Here is a 20,407-nt window from a genome sequence, read left to right as displayed (position 1 = left end):
TAGTATCAACCGCCGGTTTTCTTCGAAGCTTTGTGTGCTTCCAGCATCGCCAGCATCTCTTTCGGCCCTTGATATCCTGGTACAACCATACCGTCTTGCAACACGATGGCAGGGGTGCCCTGTACGCCAAACTGTATGCCTAGTTGGTATTGCGCGGCGATATCGATTTTGCAGGTTGCTGGCGAAATTGCTTCGCCTTTCATCGCGTTATCAAACGCTTTATTGCGGTCGGCCACGCACCAGATGGACTGCATATCTTTCGCTGCTGGCGATTTCATGCCCTGACGCGGGAAGGCCAGATAGCGCACGGTAATGCCCAGCGCGTTGTAATCTTTCATCTGTTCATGCAGTTTGTGGCAATAGCCACAGGTGATGTCGGTAAAAACGGTGATAACGTGTTTTTCCTGCGCGGCTTTATAAACAATCATTTGTTCCTGTAGCGCATCCAGCTTGCCGATCAGGATTTTATTGGTGGTGTTGACTGGCATGGTGCCGCTCACGTCGTAAAGCGGGCCTTGCAGCAAATGCTTGCCGTCTTCACTGATATACAGCACGCCGCTATCGGTAATGACAGTTTTCATACCCGCCATCGGCGAAGGCAGAATTTCCGCCCCTTGCATATCCAGACGCGTCAACGTCTGCTTGATCGCAGCATCATCGGCGTGTGCAAAATGGGTCGCCGTGGCCACCAGCAAAGAAAGCAGTAATAACCCTTTTTTCATTTCATCAATCCTGTGTTTTCGCAACATTGTCCGCAGCAAATCGCTTGTGACAACGATGCACCGTGATAGTAAGCGGGAAATCCCGCCAGCCAGATAACATCCTGTTACTCTGTATAATGACTCGATTGGTTACGCTATCCCTATGCGCGCGGATGGTGCTGCTGATGAAGCTGTTTCAGCCGCTCCGTCGCGACATGGGTGTAAATCTGCGTCGTGGAAAGATCGCTGTGCCCCAAGAGCATCTGTACGACCCGTAAATCCGCCCCGTGGTTCAATAAATGGGTCGCAAACGCATGGCGCAAGACGTGCGGCGAGAGCTTTTCGCTGTCGATGGACGCCAGTACCGCATAATGCTTGATGCGGTGCCAGAACGTCTGACGCGTCATTTGCCGTGCGCGACTGCTGGGAAACAGCACATCCAGCGTCTGCCCATTTAGCAACCACGGGCGACCATGTTCCAGATAATACTCGATCCAGTACACCGCTTCTTCACCCAGCGGCACCAGTCGTTCTTTATTCCCTTTCCCCAGCACGCGCACCACGCCCTGTCGCAGGCTGACATCGCTCATCGTCAAACTGACCAGCTCGGAAACACGCAGCCCCGTCGCATACAATACCTCAAGCATGGCCTTATCGCGTAATTCCAGCGGTTGTTCAATGCTTGGGGCGTTAAGCAACGCATCAACCTGCGCCTCGCTCAAATCTTTGGGTAGACGCTGTGGCAGTTTTGGGGATGACAGTACTGCACTCGGATCGTCGCTACGATGCTTTTCTCGATAAAGGTACTGAAAGAAGCGACGCATCGCGCTCAACAAGCGGGCCGAACTGGTCGCCTTGTAGCCCCCCTCGACCCTATCGGCGAGAAACGCCTGAAGATCGAGCGCCTGCGCCTGTAGCAAATCGTTGTCATGATGTGCAAGCCACTCCGCCAGCGCACGCAGATCCAACCGATAAGACGCCAGCGTATTTTCGGCCAGATTTCTTTCCAGCCACAGCGCATCGAGAAACTGTTCGATAAGCGCCCGATCGTGTTCTTGCATCGCCGTGTCCTTCTTCACCTATTGGCAATATTATGCCGGAGAGCGGATGAGTCGACTACTTTACACCTTCATCAGGTCCGCATTCTCTCGTAAACAGAATTGTGCGTGATCTCACATATTCCGCGAACATCAACATCACCATAACATTCTCCGGCAAAAATAAGGCCACGGCACATTATATTTTATGTATCGTCAATATCTCGGAACAGGCTCCTTGAAGCCGCGTGTCTACTGGCATTGACCTTACTGAATCAACGTTGAAAAGCCGATTTTTCTGTGCGTAGAATGGCTGCTCGTGTTGTTAAAATAAAGAAACATTATGCAAGCCACCACCATCACTCCCACTCTCGATGCCGAAGCGGAAGCCCCTCCCGTAAACTCACGCAATAAAGTGATTGTTGCGTCACTGATTGGCACCGCTATCGAATTTTTCGATTTTTATATCTACGCCACCGCTGCGGTGCTGATTTTCCCGCACATTTTCTTCCCACAGGGCGATCCAACTGCCGCGACGCTACAGTCGCTCGCCACCTTTGCGATTGCCTTTGTGGCTCGCCCTATTGGCTCGGCAGTCTTCGGTCACTTTGGTGACCGCGTCGGACGTAAAGTCACGCTGGTCGCTTCTCTGCTGACCATGGGGATTTCAACCGTTCTGATTGGGCTGTTACCCACCTACGAAACCATTGGTATTTTTGCACCGATTCTGCTGGCACTGGCGCGCTTCGGCCAAGGGCTGGGTCTGGGCGGTGAATGGGGCGGCGCAGCGCTGCTGGCGACCGAAAATGCCCCGTCCAATAAACGTGCGCTGTATGGGTCGTTCCCCCAGCTTGGCGCGCCGATTGGCTTCTTCTTCGCTAACGGCACCTTCCTGCTGTTGTCCTGGCTGCTGACGGAAGAGCAGTTCATGACCTGGGGCTGGCGTGTGCCGTTCGTCGCGTCCGCCGCGCTGGTGCTGGTTGGCCTGTATGTCCGTATCTCTCTGCATGAAGCCCCAGTCTTTACCAAAGCGGTCAAAGCCGGTAAGCAGGTGCGTATGCCGCTGGGCACGCTGCTCAGCAAGCATATGAAAGTCACGATCCTCGGCACCTTCATCATGCTGGCGACCTACACGCTGTTCTACATCATGACCGTGTACTCCATGACGTACGGTACGACGCCAGAACCTAAAGGGCTTGGCTTCTCACGTAACAGTTTCCTGTTGATGCTGATGATCGCGGTGATCGGCTTTGGTCTGATGGTGCCGGTAGCGGGCTATCTGGCGGACGCTTTTGGCCGCCGTAAGACCATGATTACCATCACCTGCCTCATGATCGTCTTCGCTATGCTGTTCCCTTATATGCTCGGTTCAGGTAATCAGGCGCTGGTGATGGGCTTCCTGGTGCTGGGTCTGAGCATCATGGGGCTGACGTTCGGCCCGATGGGTGCCCTGCTGCCGGAGCTGTTCCCAACGGAAGTGCGCTACACCGGCGCGTCATTCTCTTATAACGTCTCGTCGATTCTGGGCGCCTCGGTGGCACCGTATATCGCGGCGTGGCTGACGGCCAACTACGGCCTGTTCTATGTCGGCGTTTATCTGGCTGCTATGGCATCGCTGACGCTGATTGCGCTGCTGGCAACCAAAGAAACGCGTCACCAGTCTCTGGGATAATGTCCCTTCAGTGGGGGCTACGGCCCTCACTGCGCCTTTCCATACTCTCGTTCTCCTTTTAGAATACCGACATCCTGCGGCATCATTCGCCCGTCACGTTATCTCTGTGGCCTGAAGCGAGTGTGCCCTTACTGATAAAAATTGTTTATAAAGAACTGAATATGAAAATCGGTCTGTTTTACGGCTCAAGCACCTGCTACACCGAAATGGCGGCGGAAAAAATTCGCGACATTCTGGGCGAAGAATTGGTGGATCTGCACAACGTTAAGGATGTCGACCCTCAACGTATGGAAGATTACAGTACGCTGATTCTCGGCATCCCAACCTGGGATTTCGGTGAGATTCAGGAAGACTGGGAGAACATCTGGGGCCAATTAGCGACGCTAAACCTCAAAGGCAAAGTCGTCGCGCTCTACGGTATGGGCGACCAGCTTGGCTATAGCGAATGGTTCCTTGATGCGCTGGGCATGCTGCATGACCAACTGCTGCCGCTGGGTGTCACATTTATTGGATATTGGCCAATAGAGGGCTACGACTTCACCAGTCCGAAACCGCTGACTGCCGACGGCAAACACTTTGTCGGGCTGGCGCTGGACGAAGTGAATCAATACGATCTCAGCGATGAACGGCTGGAACAGTGGTGCGAACAGATCCTGCAAGAAATGTCGTCATTACTGTAATCTGAGCTGAATGGTGATGTGAGCGGATACCTTTGCAACAGGCATCCGCGAATATTGATATCCGTAGAGGTTGAAGTCGCTTAGCGCTTTTGTAGCCAGCGGGTACGCGCAGCGGTATCAAGGAAGCTCCACGCCACAAAGCGGCTTTGCTTCTGGCCTTGCGCCATATCTATCGTTCTGACCTTCTCCGCATCAACCGCTTCCAGTGCACGATAAATCTCCGGCAGGTTCTCTTTACGTGACACCAGCGACGTAAACCACAGGCACTGACGGGAAAAACCGGCGCTCTCTTTGATCATTTGACCAATAAAAGCGGACTCACCACCTTCACACCACAGCTCATCCTGCTGGCCGCCAAAATTCAGCGGTGAACGCTTATCCAGCCCCAGATTATGCAGTTTGCGCTGCGATCCCTGACGAGCATCCTCAGCGGAAGCATGGAACGGAGGATTACACATGACGGCATCAAACGTGTCGTTCTTGTGAATGATGCCCGCCAGTATTGCTTTGCTGTTTTTCTGACGGCGCAGGCGAATCGACCGATTCAAACCGGGGTTTGCCTCAATGGTCTCATTGGCCGCTTTCATCGCTTGCGGATTGATCTCACTGCCGGTAAAGCGCCAGCCGTACTCGCGATGCCCAATCAGCGGGTAGACGCAGTTGGCACCACAGCCGACATCCAGCACGGACGCATCGCGCGGCACAACTGAACGGTTATCTTCCGCCAGCAAGTCAGCCAGATGGTGGATATAGTCGGCGCGGCCAGGAATTGGCGGGCACAGAAAGCCGTCTGGAATCGTCCAGTGCTCAATCTGATAAAAATGCTGCAACAGCGCCTGATTCAGCGTTTTCACCGCCTCGGGATTGGCAAAGTCCACGGATTCATCACCGTAGGCATTCACCTTTACAAACGGAATCAGTGCAGGATAGCTCTGTTTGAGCGCGGGAAAATCATAACGGTCGCGATGGCGATTACGAGGATGCAGACCATTTTTTTGCACTGCGGGCTTAGTCATCAGTTATATCCAATCAATTTCAAAGCACGGCCAAACGGTGACCGAATAAAAATATTTCCAACGCGCGGCTATCTTGCCCAGTGTTTCTGCTGCAAAAGAATCTGACGCAAGTGACGCCATTCGTCATTGCCCATGCTGTCCGATGCCAGCCACAGCTGTTGCTTGTCTTTAGCGTTAACCGCCTGCAATGACAGCAACACGCCATTCTTCAGCAGCCACGGTCGCTTAACGATTTGCCATTCCTGCTGCCGCCAGTTCAGGGTCGTTTCGCTGAGCAGAACGATTTCCCCCTGTCGGGATTTAATATTCCTTTGGCTACGGATAAAACCGAACATCACCATCGTGACCAGGCATAGCCATAGCCACGCATAGCCGTCCGGCCACGGTGCCAGCAGAATGAATAATACTAAGAGGCCATGCACCACCAATGACAGCAACTGCATGCGCCAGGAAACGCGAAGGTCACATCGCCACTGGGCCACGGTCTTTATTTCGCGTCTGAATAAGGGAAATCATGCGTTTCAGCTCTCCGTCCTTCGGTTCACCGTGGTTCATCAGCCAGTTGAATAAATCGGGATCGTCGCTTTGTAACAAACGTACAAACGTACGCTTATCAGTGTCATTCAGTGTGTCATAGTCATGCTCAAAAAACGGCATGATCGCGATATCCAATTCGCGCATACCACGGCGGCATGCCCAATGAATGCGTGATTTATTATCGATTTCCATATTTCATGTCCACCTTGTTATCGCTGCTTGCCGCTAGTGTACTCCGATTCCGGTAGCGGGTATCAACTAATAGTAACATTTTGACATAGTTTACCGGCGTGCACCGCGCCGAGTGCGCTCAGCAGTATCAGGATGTGCTATGCCATAACGCTGCGTGAATAACCACTTGCAAACCCTGAGCGCTCTTTTACCATTAGGCCATTCGGGTATCGCCCTTAGCGCAGGATTGTACTATATGGTTAACCAACATACGGCTCATCAACTTCCTTTTGCCTCACAGCCCCCATTTGCTTCCGCCCAACTGGCCGCCACGCTCATCTCTCTGGATGACTGGGCACTGGCCACGCTGGTCGGGCCGGATACCGTCAAATATCTTCAGGGACAGGTCACCGCAGATGTCGAAGCACTGCCTGACGATGGGCACATCCTTTGCGCCCACTGTGACGCAAAAGGGAAAATGTGGAGCAACCTGCGTCTGTTCCATCACGGCGAAGGCTTTGCGTTTATTGAACGTCGTAATCTACGCGACGCCCAGCTTAGCGAACTGAAAAAATACGCCGTTTTCTCAAAAACGACCATCGCGCCAGACGATAACACCCTCCTGCTGGGCGCAGCGGGTGCGGGCATCCGCGAGCTGCTGGCCTCTGTATTTAGCCAGCTTCCAGACGCTGAACACCCTGTCGTGCAGCACGAAGGGGCTACCTTACTGTATTTTGCCCATCCAGCAGAACGTTTCTTGCTGGTACTGTCTCCTGAGTACAGTGCGTCGCTGCTTGAACAACTCGGCGATAAAGTCAGCCTGAATGACAGCCGCCAATGGCTGACGCTGGATATTGAAGCAGGTCAGCCCATCATTGACAGCGCAAACAGTGCGCAGTTCATCCCGCAAGCGACTAATTTACAGGCATTAAATGGGATTAGCTTCAGCAAAGGGTGCTATACCGGTCAGGAAATGGTCGCTCGGGCAAAATATCGCGGTGCGAACAAGCGCGCGCTTTACTGGCTGGCGGGTAAGGCAAATCGGGTACCGCAGGCGGGGGACGATCTCGAATTGCAGCTCGGTGAAAACTGGCGTCGTACCGGTACCGTGTTGGCCGCTAGCCAATTGCAGAACGGTGACGTGTGGGTACAGGCGGTGCTGAATAACGATCTGAACGCAGAGAACCTTCTGCGCGTACGCGAAGATGCCGAAAGCCAGCTCACGGTCCAGCCTCTGCCGTATGAAATCACGGATTAATTCGACGAGTGATACCGCGCATGAGCCAGCTTGGCTCATGCGTTTTATGCAGGCTTAGATATAAAGATAAATCGCCAGAAAATGGCAGACGCTGCCGCCCAACACAAAGCCGTGCCAAATCGCGTGATTATAGGGGATCCGCTTGCAGGCGTAGAAAATCACCCCCAGCGTGTACACCACGCCGCCCACAGCCAGCAGCGTCACACTCCCCGCCGCCAGCTTCATCACCATCTGATAAATCACCACCAGCGACAGCCAGCCCATCACCAGATAGGTAATCAACGACAGCACTTCAAAACGGTGAGCAAACGCCAGTTTGAAAATCACGCCCAGCAGCGCCATGCCCCAGATCACGACCATCAGGCCATGCGCCAGCGGCGAATCCAGCCCCACCAGCAAAAATGGCGTATAGGTTCCGGCAATCAACAGATAGATGGCGCAGTGGTCGAATTTCTTCAGCCACGGCTTAATACGCTGAGACGGAATCGCGTGATACAACGTCGACGCCAGAAACAGCAGGATAATGCTGCCACCATAGAGGCTGTAGCTGGTAATCGCCACGCTGCCAGCGTCATTGTTGACTGCCTGCATCAGCAATAAAACCAGACCTACAACTCCTAAAATCACACCGATTCCGTGGCTTATGCTGTTCGCAATTTCCTCAGCCAGAGAGTAATCCGACATTTGTTCATTTTTTGACATCAATCGATTCCACAGTATTCGCCAACAGAACACGTCGTGTGCTGACGTTATTCGCCCGCCTTTCCTGCTTTCGTACAGGATGAAACAGGCGTAGGTGTTTAACCTTTGAGCAGATTAACTGAGAATAGTTTCAGTGTACACGTGTAAGCTAAAATATTTACTCTTGCCTTGCTTCCGGCTTGCTCTCTCACTTAGCCTGTAATCATGCATGTCAATCTCGGGCGACATCCCCTACAATGATCGACGTCGATATCTCCCTGTTTAGAGGTAAGTTTTTCATGTCATCTGCCCCATCTACTCTGAATTTCGGTTCCATGACCGATGTCTTCGGCTTTCTGATAGAAATCGATAAATTAAAAAGCGTACAGCGCCGCACCAAGATTATCGGCAGCGAACGTCACGAAGATTCTGCCGAACACAGCTGGCATTTTGCCGTCGCCGCGATGGCATTGGCGCCTTATGCCAGTGAAGGCGTGGATATCCAGCGCGTGATCCAAATGGCGCTGATTCACGACATCGTCGAAATCGATGCGGGCGATGTGCTCGTTTACGATCTTTCCGCTCGTCTGGCGATTCACGATCAGGAAGTGGCTGCCGCTGCCCGTATTTTCGGCCTGCTGCCAGAACCACAGCGCCAACAATTCCACGATCTGTGGGAAGAATACGAAGCGAATGAAACTCCGAGCGCCCAGTTCGCTCTGGTGCTCGATCGCGTCATGCCGATGCTGATGAACCTGTACAACGGCGGCCAAAGCTGGGTAGAAAACGGCATCCGTCTGGAACAGGTTCTTGACCGCGCCGAGTTCATCGCCACGATCAACCCGGAACTGTGGCAATACCTCCAGCAACATCTGGAAGACGCCAAAGCCAAGGGCTGGTTGCTATAATTCAGTTTTCCCGCTAGACGCCCCGTCGCCGGGCATTCACGTCAGGAGAGGGTGATGTCTTTAAAAACAATCGCGAATAACCTGGGTTTGTCCGTGGCGGCGGTGAGTCGTGCGCTGAACGGTCATCACGATATCTCCGACGCCACGCGCCAACGTATTCAGGAAGAAGCGGATCGCATTGGCTATCGTCCCAATACGCACGCACGCCGCTTGAAAATGGGCAAAAGCAACGCCGTCGGGCTGGTCTATCCCTACGCCTCTTCACTGAGTAACGATATCTTTTTTGAGATGATTGGCGCGATCAGCCGCAAGCTGGCACAGCATGAGGTCGATTTTCTCCTGTTAGCTGACGAGCAAGACGCCTGTCAGGGCGCTGCCCGGTTGATCGCCAGCCGTCGCATCGACGCGCTGATCGTCGCGCATACATGTGAACAGGATGCGCGGCTGACGTTATTACAGCGCCACAACGTGCCTTTTCTGGCGCTGGGGCGCAGCCAGCTCCCCCACCCTTACGCCTGGTTCGATTTTGACAACCGCGCAGGCATGGCGCTGGCGACCGAACACCTGCTTGAACTCGGCCATCGCCGTATCGCCATGTTAAGTGAAGACCACCCGCAGGCGTTTATCATGCAGCGTCGTCAGGGCTATCGCGATACCCTGCAACGCCACGGCCTGCCGTTTCACGACGCCTATCTGCGCTGTGTTAGCCCCACGCGCCGCGCGGGCTATCAGGCCATGCTCGACCTTCTGGCGCTGCCTGAACCGCCAACCGCTATCGTGATGGATGGCAACGTCCACGGCGATGGCGCAGTCGCCGCGTTGCAGCAGGCCGGTCGGCTTTCCGGTTCACACCCTATCGCGTTAGTGATGTATGACGGTTTGCCACAGGACAGCCTAACCGACATCACCGTGACCGCTATCGAACAGGCGACGCGCGAGCAGGTTGGCGAACAGATTGCCAGCATGATGCAGGCGCTCATCACGGGCGAAGCCGTAGAAAACTTGCAGGTGTTGTGGCAACCAACATTACGCCTCGGCAACACGAGCTTTCCCGCCTAATCTATTCCGCTCTCTGCCACATTTCATAAGGCCATCGGTTGGTTTGCTACGCTAGCCATCAGCGAGGTGCCCTTCACATCTTCATCGCAACCTTTTTCCATTTCCTAACGATTATTTTAACAACATCACACTTCTTAAACGTTTAAGTTGATGACTTAAACGTTTAAGTTCTTACTGAGATCCACTATTCATCATTTGGTCGTCGTAATTTGGAGCCTTCCTCATGAAGCGTGATATTGTTCAATTAACCAGCGCGCAGTGCGATGTCATCGTACGCTGCGCCCCGGCAGCGGAAATTCTCTACTGGGGGCCACGGCTGCGCGGTTTTTCGCCAGAAGATATCGTTTCTCTGCAACGCTCCGTCGCTAACGGTCGTCTGGACGTGGATCTTCCTCTGACCCTGGCGATGGAATACGGGCGTGGCCAGTTTGGTTCACCGGGTATTGAAGGGCACCGTTCAGGCTATGACGCCGCGCCGATCTTCACGACGACGCAGACTGACGTTCAGGACAATACGCTTACCATCACGGCGGAAGATACACTGGCAGGGCTTCGTCTGATCAGCGAACTGCATCTGGATCCGCAGACCGATGTCCTACAACTGCGCCACACGCTAGAGAATCTGCGTGCGGATGCCTGGCAAGTGCAGCGCCTCGCCGTCACGCTGCCCGTCCCAGAACGGGCGAGCGACATCATGGCGTTTCACGGCCGCTGGCTGCGCGAGTTCCAGACTCACCGCCTCACGTTGCAGCACGGCGGTTTTATTCAGGAAAGCCGTCGGGGAAGAAGCTCCCACGAGTATTTCCCCGCCTTTATCCTCGGCGAGTCCGCATTCAGCGAACAGCGTGGCGCTGTCTGGGGCGTGCATTTAGGTTGGAGCGGCAACCATCGCCTGCGTGCCGATATCAAAACGGATGGCCGTCGCGTCGTACAGGCGGAAGCCCTGTATCTGCCGGGCGAAATCACGCTGGCGCAGTCGGAATCCGTCACCACGCCGTGGGTCTACGCCGCCTTCTCCGATGCCGGTTTAAACGGCATGAGCCAGCGCTATCACACCTTCTTGCGCCAGTCCCTGATCCAATTCAGCGGCGATAAGCCACGTCCGGTACATCTCAATACGTGGGAAGGGATCTATTTCGATCATAACCCCGAGTACATCATGCAGATGGCGAGCAAAGCCGCCGACGTCGGCGTAGAGCGCTTCATTATCGATGACGGCTGGTTCCGTGGGCGTCACCACGACCAAGCCGCACTCGGCGACTGGTATCTGGACGAGGAAAAGTACCCTAACGGGCTGATGCCAGTGATTGAGCATGTCAAAGCCTTGGGGATGGAGTTCGGCATTTGGGTCGAACCAGAGATGATCAATCCCGATTCCGACCTGTTCCGCGCCCATCCAGACTGGGTGCTGCAATTGCCCGGCTACGCGCAGCCAACGGGCCGCTACCAGTACGTGCTGAATTTAAACCAACCCGAGGCCTTCGCTTATCTGCTGGAGCGGCTGAGCTGGCTGTTGGGTGAGCACCCTGTCGATTATGTGAAGTGGGATATGAACCGCGAGCTGGTGCAACCCGGCCATGAGGGGCGTCTGGCCGCCGATGCGCAAACCCGACAGTTCTATCGTCTGCTCGATACCCTGCGCCAGCGTTTTCCCGATGTCGAATTTGAATCCTGCGCCTCCGGCGGCGGCCGCATCGACTACGGCGTGCTGGAGCGTACCCAGCGTTTCTGGGTATCGGATAACAACGATGCATTGGAACGCCAGACTATCCAGCGCGGCATGAGCTACTTCTTCCCACCAGAGGTGATGGGGCAACACATCGGGCACGCCCGCTGTCACGCCACCTATCGGCGTCACACCATCGCCTTTCGCGGGCTGACCGCCCTGTTCGGTCACATGGGCATCGAGTTGGATCCCGTGAAGGCCGATGACGACGAGCTGGAAGGCTATCGCCACTACATCCAGTTGCACAAAACGCTGCGCCCGCTGCTGCACAGCGGCACCACCTGGCGGGTCGAGATGCCGGACGATACGTTGCAGGTCACCGGCGTGGTAAGCAGCGATCGGCAGCACGCCGTTTTCCAGATAGCTCAGCTACGTATGCCGGCTTATTCGCTGGCGGGGACGCTCCGCATCCCTGGTCTACTGCCCGACGCACGCTATGAAGTCACACTGCTGGACGGCCCAGAAATCAAAACGGTGCGAGAAGGCGGCGGCACCATGCGTGAGCTCCCGCCTTGGTTACGTCAGCCGATCGTGGTTTCCGGTGATTGGCTGATGCAGGCCGGCCTTGCCCTGCCCGTCCTGACGCCGGAAACCGCCATTCTGGTCGCGCTTTCCGCAGTGCCGGATACCGCTGGCAGCTAGCTGTTTTGCTGTATAGCAATAATGGAACACCAACACATAACCACACACCTATACCCTAAATAATTCGAGTTGCAGGCAGGCGGCAAGAGAAGGCATCCCGATGAGCTTACTCAAGTAAGTGATTCGGGTGACAAATCTGCCGGGAGCAGATTTGAACGCTGCTCGCAGCGGCCCCGACGGGGCGAGGCTCATGGATGAGCCGAGTAACGAGCGCAGCCAACACACCTGCAACTTGAAGTATGACGGGTATACCCTCTAGAGGGAAAGTAAGATGCCTACGACCTCGTGCTACTACAAAAATAACCGTAACTTCTGGATTTTCGGCGCGTTCTTCTTTCTTTATTTTTTTATCATGGCAACATGCTTCCCGTTTTTGCCGATTTGGCTGGCGGACGTTATCGGGCTCAACAAGACCGATACCGGCATCGTTTTTTCCTTCCTGTCCTTGTTCGCGATCTTATTTCAGCCTTTCCTCGGCATCCTGTCCGATAAGCTGGGCATGAAGAAGCACCTGCTATGGGTGATCTCGATTCTCCTGCTCTTTTTTGCCCCTTTCTTCCTGTATGTCTTCGCTCCGCTGTTAAAAATCAACGTGATACTGGGTGCTTTAGTCGGCGGCCTGTATATCGGGTTCTCTTTCAGCGCAGGGGCTGGGGCCATTGAAGCCTACATCGAACGCATCAGCCGACAGCACCACTTTGAGTACGGCAAGGCGCGCATGTTTGGCTGTTTTGGCTGGGGAATTTGCGCCTCAACGGCGGGTATGCTGTTTAACATCAACCCCGATATCGTGTTCTGGATGGGATCCGGTTCGGCGATTATCTTGATCGTGTTGCTGTGTCTGGCGAAGACGGAAAGCAACCCGACCGCCGCCGTCATGGACTCGCTCGGGGCCAATGCCTCGCCTTTTAGTGTGAAGCTGGCATTAGGTCTTTTGGCTAACCGCCAGTTCTGGCTGCTGGTGCTGTACGTGGTTGGCGTCGCCTGTATTTATGACGTCTACGATCAGCAATTCGCTAATTTCTTTAAATCGTTCTTTAGCTCGCAGGAACAGGGCAACCAGATCTTTGGTTTTGTCACCACCGCTGGGGAAGCGGCGAATGCGCTAGTGATGTTCTGCACGCCGTGGATCATTAACCGGATCGGCGCTAAAAATGCGCTTTTAGTGGCAGGCACAATTATGTCGATCCGGATCTTGGGATCGGCCTGTGCCACCTCCATCACGGAGGTGATCATACTGAAAATGCTGCACGCCTTCGAAGTGCCGCTGCTGCTCATCGGGATTTTCAAATACATCGCCAATACGTTTGATTCGCGCCTGTCGGCCACGATTTATCTGGTGGGCTTCCAGTTCGCCAAGCAGTTTATGGCGATATTCCTCTCCTCCGCTGCGGGCAATCTGTATGACCGTATCGGCTTCAACCAGACTTACCTTATTCTGGGCGGCATCGCGATCGCCTTTACCGCAATTTCTGCCTTTACGCTGTCATCATCACGCAACACGGGGAGTATGCGTTCTCAGGCTGCGCATTAACGTGATTACGCCCCGTTGAGTTAGTATCAACGGGGCGGGACTTCCTTATTTCACGTCTCGCAATGCCGTTTTATCCACGTAAGGCTTCATGATGCCATCTGCTTCTTTTTGTGCGGCAGCGGCAGCATCCTCAACCTTTTTCGCCGGATCGTTTAACAATGCCGCCAGCTGATTTTCCATCGCTTTACGTACCGCGACCGTTTCATAGGTGGCGTACCACGGATGGGCATATTGCAGTTGTGAAAGCGCGATGGCCGCACGCGGATCTTTCGCCAGATAGTCTTTCATTTCCGGCAGATCGTAGGCCGCCATGCGCGGGGCGAAGTAGCCGGTAAAACGGCTCCAGTTTCCGCTGACTTCCGGGCTGACCAGATAGTTCATAAACTGCCAGGCTGCTTTCTTCTGATCTTCGGAAATTCCTTTGAAGCTCACCAAACTCGCCCCGCCGATGGTCACACCACGACGCTCTTTTTCCGGCATCATCGCCACGCCAAGCCGGAAATCTTTGGTATTTTCACGCATAAAGCCCAGCGCGCCGGTACTCAGCATGGTCATGCCCAGCTTGCCGGAGAAAAACGCAGCGCTGATCTGTTTGGAATTCAGCACACCGGCGGGCATCACTTTGTCGCGATACACTAAGTCGCGCCAGAACTGGAGCGCACCTTTGGTCGATGCGGTGTTGTAATACACTTCGCCCGGATAGTCAGCATTGTAATACGCTCCGCCGTTGGCACGCGTCAGCGCAGACAGCATCCAGCCGCCGTAGTCATCATTCGTGGACGGAATCATGATGCCCCACTGTCCTTTCGCCGGGTCAGTCAGTTTCTTCGCGACCGCAATCACTTCATCCCAGTTTTTCGGCGGTTCGTTAAAGCCCGCCTTCTTCAGCATGTCTTCGTTGTAATAGAGGATCGGCGTCGAGTTGTGGAACGGGATCGCGTAAGTCACGCCCATCACCTGCGCGTTCTGATGCAGCGCAGGCCAGAAGTTTTTGGTCAGGAAAGGCGTGGCTTTTTCATTACCGTATTTGAACAGCTCGTCCATCGGCAGGATTTCATCTTTGATGACCAGATCGGCGGTGAAGTTTGCCGACATAATCACCAGCGCCGGAGGATCGCCCGCTTTAGCGGCCGCTTCTGCTTTCACTTTGGTCGTATCGTAATTGCCGGTGAAGATCCCACGTACTTCAACCTGATCCTGCGATTGGTTGTACTCTTTGATGATGCGTGTCATCTCCATCGTCAGCTTGCCATCAACCGGCGCGGGAAACATGAAATCGATACTCTCTTTCGCCAACGCGGGACCAGACATCAGCAAGGCTATCGCTAACGCCATCATACGGGGCTTACGCATTTCTTTTCTCCTGGGATAAATTACGGGCGGTTTGCCCGGAAAACCAATGACAATCCTGCGGTGAAAAATGGATCACAATGGATGCGCCGACATCCGGCACGCCATCGCGATTTGGGCGACGGTAGCGAATATTTCCCAACGGCGTATCCACATGAATCAGATACTCCGCACCAAACAGTTCCCGTTGTTTCACTATTCCTGACAATGACAACTCGCCGTCTGACGCGGCGTGTTCGGTAATATGCTCAGGACGAATCCCGAGCAGTACACTGGTTAATGAACGCGTTTCTTCACTGACGGGCAGTGCCACAGGCAATGCCTGTAACAACGCGTGACCATCGGTGCAGGGCAGCGTCACAAGATTCATCGCGGGCGTGCCGATAAATCCGGCGACAAAGACGTTAGCTGGGTGCGAATACAGCTGCTCCGGCGTGCCAACCTGTTGCAGCACGCCACGATCCAGCACAGCGATTCTGTCCGCCATCGTCATCGCCTCAACCTGATCGTGCGTGACGTAAACGGTGGTTGTTTTCAACTGCCGATGCAGATCCATAATGCCGTCCCGCACGTCGCTGCGCAGGCGAGCATCCAAATTTGATAGCGGTTCATCCATGAGAAACAAGCGGGGATCTCGCACGATCGCCCGCGCCATCGCCACGCGTTGGCGCTGGCCACCGGACAGTTTTCCCGGTTTACGTTTGAGTAATGGCTCAAGCTGGAGCAGGCTGGCAACGCGCTGCACGCGCTGTGGATAGTCCGCCTTCGGCTCGCCGCGCATCCGCATCCCGAAAGTGATGTTCTGCTCGACCGTCAGGTGCGGAAACAGTGCGTAATTCTGGAAGATCATCGAGAAATTGCGCTGCTTCGGGCTCCACGTCGTAATGTCATCGTTGCCCAGCAGGATCTGTCCATCGCTCACGTCTTCCAGACCGGCCAGCATACGTAGCAGCGTACTTTTTCCGCAGCCAGACGGCCCGACCAGCACCAGAAACTCGCCGTCAGCGATATCCAGCGACAGCGACGCCAGCGCCTGCATGTGCTCGAAGCGTTTACTGATATTGCGTAACTGAATCACGGCCATTAGGCATCCACCGGACAGCTGATACGCGGATCGTAGAGGTAAGACCTGGGGTACGACGCGATCGACTGGCTGTAGCTCACCAGCCCGGTTACCGGCACATAGCGGTGCATGACTACGCTGGCAGGTTCCAGGTTGTAGTACGAGGTGTCGTCATAGTAGAAATACGGCACCTGATGGACGGTACCCGGCACCGTGGCAATAATCGCCTGCCGATGCTGCGTCATAATCAGGCGGTGCGTATGGCCGCAGAAGATCCGCGTAAGCTGCGGGAAACGTTCGATCAGCGTCAGCAGTTCGTGCCCGTTTTCGCAGGCGATCCGATCCATGTGCGCCGATCCCAGCGGGAGCGGTGGGTGGTGCATGAAGATCGCCGTTTCGCGCGTTGAGTGATCCTGCAATTGCTGTTCCAGCCAACCCAGCGTGGACGGCGTCAGCCAACCTTTCGCCTGTCCAGCCAGACTGGTGTCGATAAACAGCAGACGCATCGGGAAGTCATCCACCGCATAGCGGATATTCTCTGGATCATCGCCCAATTGCGGGCAAAGCGGGCGCATCGCGTTGAGAAAATGCTGCTTGTCATCATGATTGCCCGGAATCACATACATCGGGTAATCCAGCATCTGCAACACGCGCTGTGCCACCTGATACTCCTGCGGGCTTCCGCAGTTGACGATGTCGCCACTAATCACCACCGCGTCCGGCCGCTCGCTCAGCGCGTTTAGCTGGTTAACGACCTTGGCGTTTTCTCCGTTAATATCAATAAATTCATAGAGCTTGCGACCCTCGCTGCGAAAATGCAGATCGGAAATCTGTGCCAGCAACATAATAACCACCTCTATCGTTATTTCGCCCGTTGGCGAACGCCGATCGTTTAAGGATCGAGATATACGGAGCGTGTCGCTCCTAATAAATAGAATTAAGTCACCCGCATGGCCTAATGCCGATCGCTTAAGCATCGAGATACACGGGGCGACCACAGGGGTGAGGCATCCCTGCGGGAACCTCCCCCTGTGTTTCCCCTAACAACGGGCTCAAGTAACCGGTATTGCCCGCATTAACCCATCAGCGATTTACTTAATGCCCGAGAAGCCGAAGCTGCTCAGGAACTGCTTCTGGAACACCACAAAGGCCACCATCAGCGGCAGGCACACCAGTAGCGTACCCGCGCAGATCAATCCCCATTGCCCGCCGGACTCCGCGCCCATGGCAAACGACACCAGCCCGATGGTCAGCACCTGTTTGTCCGGGTCGTTGAGCACCATCAGCGGCCAGAGATATTCGTTCCAGTGGTAGGTAATGCTGACCGTGGCAAAGGCCAGAATCGACGGCCAGGTCATCGGAATCAGGACGTGAAACACCACCTGCCACCAGCGGCAGCCTTCCATCAAGGCGGCTTCTTCGATCTCTTTGGCGATATTGAGAAACGCCTGACGCATCAGAAACACGCCAAACGCCGAGGCGAAATACGGCATCATCACGCCGGTCAGCGTATTGAGCAGGCCAAGCTGTTTGAGCGTCATCATGTTCGGCACCATCATGACGACGGGCATGATCATCATTTGAATCAGCAGCAGGTAGAACAGCAGCGTTTTGCCACGGAACTCGTGATAGGCAAAGATGTAGCCCGCTGTGGTGATCGTCACCAGCTGTACCAGAAACGTGCCGACCGCAAAGATCAGCGTATTGGTGTAAAGCCGTAGCCAGTCGGCGCTGTCCCACGCATCGCGGAAGTTATCGAATGTCAGCGGGAGACGCGGCAGCAGCGAGGCCATGTCTACGCCAAAGCTGCTGGTGCTGACGGAAGCAGACAGCATCCAGATAAACGGGCTGACCCACAGTAATGCGGCGCAAATCAGCAACAGCGGCAGCGTGAATCGCGTCGTGATACGCAGCGGATGGCGATTGGCAACGCGGCGGTTTGCAACATGCCGAACGTCAACGTTTAAGTTCTCAACATTCGGGTGATCAACGCTCGGATTTTCAACGTTCATAATGCGCCCCTTTCTCCAGCACTTTCAGATTCATAATGGAAAAGGCGAGCAGCATCGCCAGCGTCAGGAAGGTGGCCGCAGAGGCCTTGCCCAGATCGTGCGTGTCATTCGCCAGATCCTGGATGTAATAGAGCAGCACGGTCGTCGCGTTATTCGGCCCGCCGCGCGTCATCACGGCAACGTGGTCGATCTGGGTAATCGCATAGATAAAAGCGATGGTGACCACAAAGGCGATAGTTGGCCGCAGCAGCGGCAGCGTGACGTAGAAAAACACCTGACGCCGCGAAGCCCCTTCCATCAGCGCCGCCTCGCGTGCGGAGGCAGAAACGGCTTGCAGACCGGCGAGAAAAAACAGCATGTAATAACCAGCAAATTTCCAGATACCAATGACGCTCACCGCCACCAGCGCGCTGTCACTCATGCCGAGATAGTTGTTGTTCATCGGGCCGAACACTTTCGCCAGATAGTAATCCAGCAGCCCCAGCCCCGGCATAAAGATGAACAACCACAGCGTCGCGGCGCTCACCAGCGGAATAATCATCGGAAAGAAGAAAGCAGTACGCAGCCAGCGGTTAACACGCGTGTTTTCCCACAGCAGCACCGCCAACAACAGCGCCAGCAGGACGCCGGGCACCACCGTCATCAGGATATACAGCACGTTATTCAGCAGGGCTTGCCAGAACACCGCGTCCTGAACCAGGCGCAAAAAATTATCCATACCGACGAACAGCGGCGTATCAGCATTCAGCCGAGTGTCATACAGGCTGTCGATGACCGAACGCAGTAGGGGGAAATAAGTGAAGGCAAGCAAAAAAACCAGCGTCGGTAACAGCACAAAATAGGGAAAGCATTTTGCACGCATAACTCAAAGGTCACTCAGTGTGAAACACAGAGGCCTTACCCTAGAACGCGAGCGTGTCAGTGGGGCGTCAGTTTAATGACATTTTGTTTTCGCACTGGGAAAATATGCCTGCGAATGATTTCGCAGGCCCAGAATGAATGCCGCCAGCGCTGTTAAGAGCAGTATGGCGGTGCCGATCGTTCGTCATCAGGAGCGGCAGAGATTTTATATTAATAATTTGAAAAACAATGAGTTTATCTACAGATTGGCAACACCACCGTCGACCAACAATTCCGTTCCAACCACAAAACGGGACTCGTCAGAGGCAAGAAAAACCGCCGCTTTCGCCAGTTCCCAAGGGGTTCCCATACGGCCAATCGGCACCAGTTGTCGAATTTGTTCCTGCATGGCGGACTGCTGTTCAGGAGAGAGACCTAGCTTATCAAGCGCAGGCGTTTCAGTCGGGCCCGGACTCAAGCCGTTAACCCGAATGCCGCGCGTCACCAACTCCGCCGACAGCGTGCGCGCCAGCGAGAGTAATCCCGCTTTACTCGCGGCGTAAGCACTGCTTTGCGGTAGGCCAATATGGGCACTGGTCGATCCACACAGAATCACCGATGCCGGGTTGTTCAGCAGCGGCAGTAGTGCCTGAACCAGAAAGAATGGCCCTTTAAGGTTAGTCGCCATAAGCCGATCCCAGGCCGACTCGTCCCAGTCTTCTAAAAGACGATGGGTGACATCGCCTGCATTGGCATACAACACGTCCAGACGCGGCCATTGCTGTGTCAGCGTCTGAGCCAGCTCATGCTGGGCACGGATATCTCCAGCATCGCAACGGATCGCCAGCGTGGAATGGCCTAACTCAGCCTGCGCACGTGCCAGCGCTTTCTCATCGCGCCCAGTGATGGCGACCGTCGCTCCTTCTGCCAGAAACTGACGTGCGGTTTCTATCCCAATACCGCTGGTGCCCCCAGTGATCAAAGCAAACTTATCTTGCAGCCGTTTCATCATGATGTGTCCTGTCATGTTGCTTGAAAAACGGCAGTATTTCATCAATAGTATACTTTTGTAAGTAGGCACCAATTGGATACTAAAGAGGGTATTGGAACCTTATGCCTGTTCACGGCCCAGTAGAAAATACGTCCCCTTCCTCACCATCTGACATTGCGGAACCGTGCCCAATGGTGAATTTCGTCAACCTCATCGCGGGCAAATGGGCGATTCCCATACTGTACCGCCTGATCGTGATCGGCGACCCCGTACGTTTTAGCGCATTACAACGCGCTATCGCCCCCATCACTCAGAAGGAACTGACACGACAGCTGCGCCTGTTCGAACAGCGAAAACTGGTGAAGCGTAAGGTGTATGCCGAAGTGCCACCGCGCGTGGAGTACCAAATCACCCCACTGGGTAAATCGCTCCAGCCAACGCTGGATTCACTGGCAGATTGGATGAGAACACATGGTAAAACATTGGCTGATGATGACTAAATTCGATGTGCCTCAGCGCAGCAGGTTCT

20 protein-coding genes are annotated in these 20,407 nt (G+C 54.6%); 8 read left to right on the top strand and 12 right to left on the bottom strand.

Annotated elements, in window-relative coordinates:
- Window positions 1–5: 5 nt before the first annotated feature.
- Both dsbC and xerD read right to left on the bottom strand, forming a co-directional pair.
- The gene (gene dsbC, locus EO763_RS03445) at window positions 6–722 is read right to left on the bottom strand and encodes a bifunctional protein-disulfide isomerase/oxidoreductase DsbC (protein WP_161528100.1); all 717 of its coding nucleotides are present in this window, start codon (window positions 720–722) and stop codon (window positions 6–8) included.
- A 140-nt stretch (window positions 723–862) separates the two neighbouring features.
- A complete protein-coding gene (xerD, locus tag EO763_RS03440; protein ID WP_161528099.1) occupies window positions 863–1,762 on the bottom strand; it encodes a site-specific tyrosine recombinase XerD in 900 nt (299 codons plus the stop codon).
- A 319-nt stretch (window positions 1,763–2,081) separates the two neighbouring features.
- Here xerD and EO763_RS03435 point away from each other — a divergent pair, with 319 nt between their 5' ends.
- Both EO763_RS03435 and fldB read left to right on the top strand, forming a co-directional pair.
- A complete protein-coding gene (locus tag EO763_RS03435) occupies window positions 2,082–3,410 on the top strand; it encodes an MFS transporter (protein WP_161528098.1) in 1,329 nt (442 codons plus the stop codon).
- Window positions 3,411–3,571: 161 nt separating this feature from the next.
- Entirely contained in the window at window positions 3,572–4,090 is a 519-nt protein-coding gene (fldB, locus tag EO763_RS03430; protein ID WP_044204035.1) for a flavodoxin FldB, read from the top strand.
- Window positions 4,091–4,170: 80 nt separating this feature from the next.
- Here the strand turns inward: fldB and rlmF are convergent, their stop codons facing one another.
- The 3 genes from rlmF to sdhE all read right to left on the bottom strand — a co-directional run bounded on the left by rlmF (window position 4,171) and on the right by sdhE (window position 5,835).
- Window positions 4,171–5,106: a 23S rRNA (adenine(1618)-N(6))-methyltransferase RlmF gene (rlmF, locus tag EO763_RS03425; protein WP_161528097.1), complete on the bottom strand. Its 936-nt coding sequence runs from the start codon at window positions 5,104–5,106 to the stop codon at window positions 4,171–4,173.
- Window positions 5,107–5,174: 68 nt separating this feature from the next.
- Window positions 5,175–5,588 carry a protein YgfX gene (locus EO763_RS03420; protein ID WP_161528096.1) on the bottom strand — a complete coding sequence of 138 codons (414 nt, stop codon included), beginning with the start codon at window positions 5,586–5,588 and terminating at the stop codon, window positions 5,175–5,177.
- Window positions 5,569–5,835: an FAD assembly factor SdhE gene (gene sdhE, locus EO763_RS03415; RefSeq protein WP_039355397.1), complete on the bottom strand. Its 267-nt coding sequence runs from the start codon at window positions 5,833–5,835 to the stop codon at window positions 5,569–5,571. Before sdhE ends, EO763_RS03420 begins: the two co-directional genes overlap by 20 nt.
- Before the next feature lie 235 nt (window positions 5,836–6,070).
- Here sdhE and ygfZ point away from each other — a divergent pair, with 235 nt between their 5' ends.
- Window positions 6,071–7,072 carry a tRNA-modifying protein YgfZ gene (gene ygfZ / locus EO763_RS03410; RefSeq protein WP_161528095.1) on the top strand — a complete coding sequence of 334 codons (1,002 nt, stop codon included), beginning with the start codon at window positions 6,071–6,073 and terminating at the stop codon, window positions 7,070–7,072.
- 54 nt (window positions 7,073–7,126) lie between these two features.
- Here ygfZ and trhA read toward each other — a convergent pair whose 3' ends face one another.
- On the bottom strand, window positions 7,127–7,774 hold the full coding sequence (gene trhA / locus EO763_RS03405; RefSeq protein WP_161528094.1) for a PAQR family membrane homeostasis protein TrhA: 648 nt from the start codon (window positions 7,772–7,774) through the stop codon (window positions 7,127–7,129).
- Between the two features lie 278 nt (window positions 7,775–8,052).
- On the opposite strand from trhA, the gene EO763_RS03400 reads away from it, so the two are divergent.
- The 4 genes from EO763_RS03400 (at window position 8,053) to EO763_RS03385 (ending at window position 13,622) form a co-directional block, all read left to right on the top strand.
- Window positions 8,053–8,661 carry an HD domain-containing protein gene (locus tag EO763_RS03400; RefSeq protein WP_161528093.1) on the top strand — a complete coding sequence of 203 codons (609 nt, stop codon included), beginning with the start codon at window positions 8,053–8,055 and terminating at the stop codon, window positions 8,659–8,661.
- A 54-nt stretch (window positions 8,662–8,715) separates the two neighbouring features.
- Window positions 8,716–9,720, top strand: a complete 1,005-nt coding sequence (locus tag EO763_RS03395; protein ID WP_161528092.1) for a LacI family DNA-binding transcriptional regulator — start codon at window positions 8,716–8,718, stop codon at window positions 9,718–9,720.
- 223 nt (window positions 9,721–9,943) lie between these two features.
- Window positions 9,944–12,088, top strand: a complete 2,145-nt coding sequence (locus EO763_RS03390) for an alpha-galactosidase (RefSeq protein WP_161528091.1) — start codon at window positions 9,944–9,946, stop codon at window positions 12,086–12,088.
- Between the two features lie 271 nt (window positions 12,089–12,359).
- Window positions 12,360–13,622, top strand: a complete 1,263-nt coding sequence (locus tag EO763_RS03385; protein WP_161528090.1) for an MFS transporter — start codon at window positions 12,360–12,362, stop codon at window positions 13,620–13,622.
- Window positions 13,623–13,667: 45 nt separating this feature from the next.
- Here the strand turns inward: EO763_RS03385 and EO763_RS03380 are convergent, their stop codons facing one another.
- The 6 genes from EO763_RS03380 to EO763_RS03355 form a co-directional block, all read right to left on the bottom strand.
- A complete protein-coding gene (locus tag EO763_RS03380; protein ID WP_161528089.1) occupies window positions 13,668–14,975 on the bottom strand; it encodes an ABC transporter substrate-binding protein in 1,308 nt (435 codons plus the stop codon).
- Window positions 14,968–16,056 (bottom strand): ABC transporter ATP-binding protein, encoded by a 1,089-nt coding sequence (locus EO763_RS03375; RefSeq protein ID WP_161528088.1) that lies wholly within the window; start codon window positions 16,054–16,056, stop codon window positions 14,968–14,970. Before EO763_RS03375 ends, EO763_RS03380 begins: the two co-directional genes overlap by 8 nt.
- Window positions 16,056–16,880: a phosphodiesterase gene (locus EO763_RS03370; RefSeq protein WP_161528087.1), complete on the bottom strand. Its 825-nt coding sequence runs from the start codon at window positions 16,878–16,880 to the stop codon at window positions 16,056–16,058. Before EO763_RS03370 ends, EO763_RS03375 begins: the two co-directional genes overlap by 1 nt.
- A gap of 246 nt (window positions 16,881–17,126) precedes the next feature.
- Window positions 17,127–18,047: a carbohydrate ABC transporter permease gene (locus EO763_RS03365; protein WP_161528086.1), complete on the bottom strand. Its 921-nt coding sequence runs from the start codon at window positions 18,045–18,047 to the stop codon at window positions 17,127–17,129.
- Window positions 18,037–18,909, bottom strand: coding sequence for a carbohydrate ABC transporter permease (locus tag EO763_RS03360; protein WP_161528085.1), 873 nt, complete (start codon window positions 18,907–18,909; stop codon window positions 18,037–18,039). The genes EO763_RS03365 and EO763_RS03360 overlap by 11 nt, the downstream gene beginning before the upstream one ends.
- A gap of 237 nt (window positions 18,910–19,146) precedes the next feature.
- Entirely contained in the window at window positions 19,147–19,896 is a 750-nt protein-coding gene (locus EO763_RS03355) for an SDR family oxidoreductase (RefSeq protein WP_103161977.1), read from the bottom strand.
- 104 nt (window positions 19,897–20,000) lie between these two features.
- On the opposite strand from EO763_RS03355, the gene EO763_RS03350 reads away from it, so the two are divergent.
- Window positions 20,001–20,378, top strand: coding sequence for a winged helix-turn-helix transcriptional regulator (locus EO763_RS03350; RefSeq protein ID WP_072014045.1), 378 nt, complete (start codon window positions 20,001–20,003; stop codon window positions 20,376–20,378).
- Window positions 20,379–20,407 lie beyond the last annotated feature (29 nt).

It is taken from the genome of Pectobacterium odoriferum, assembly GCF_009931295.1.
In the GTDB taxonomy this organism is placed as follows: Bacteria; Pseudomonadota; Gammaproteobacteria; order Enterobacterales; family Enterobacteriaceae; genus Pectobacterium; species Pectobacterium odoriferum.
Note: the sequence above shows the minus strand (reverse complement) of the source record. Positions and strands in the feature narration are given on the sequence as shown.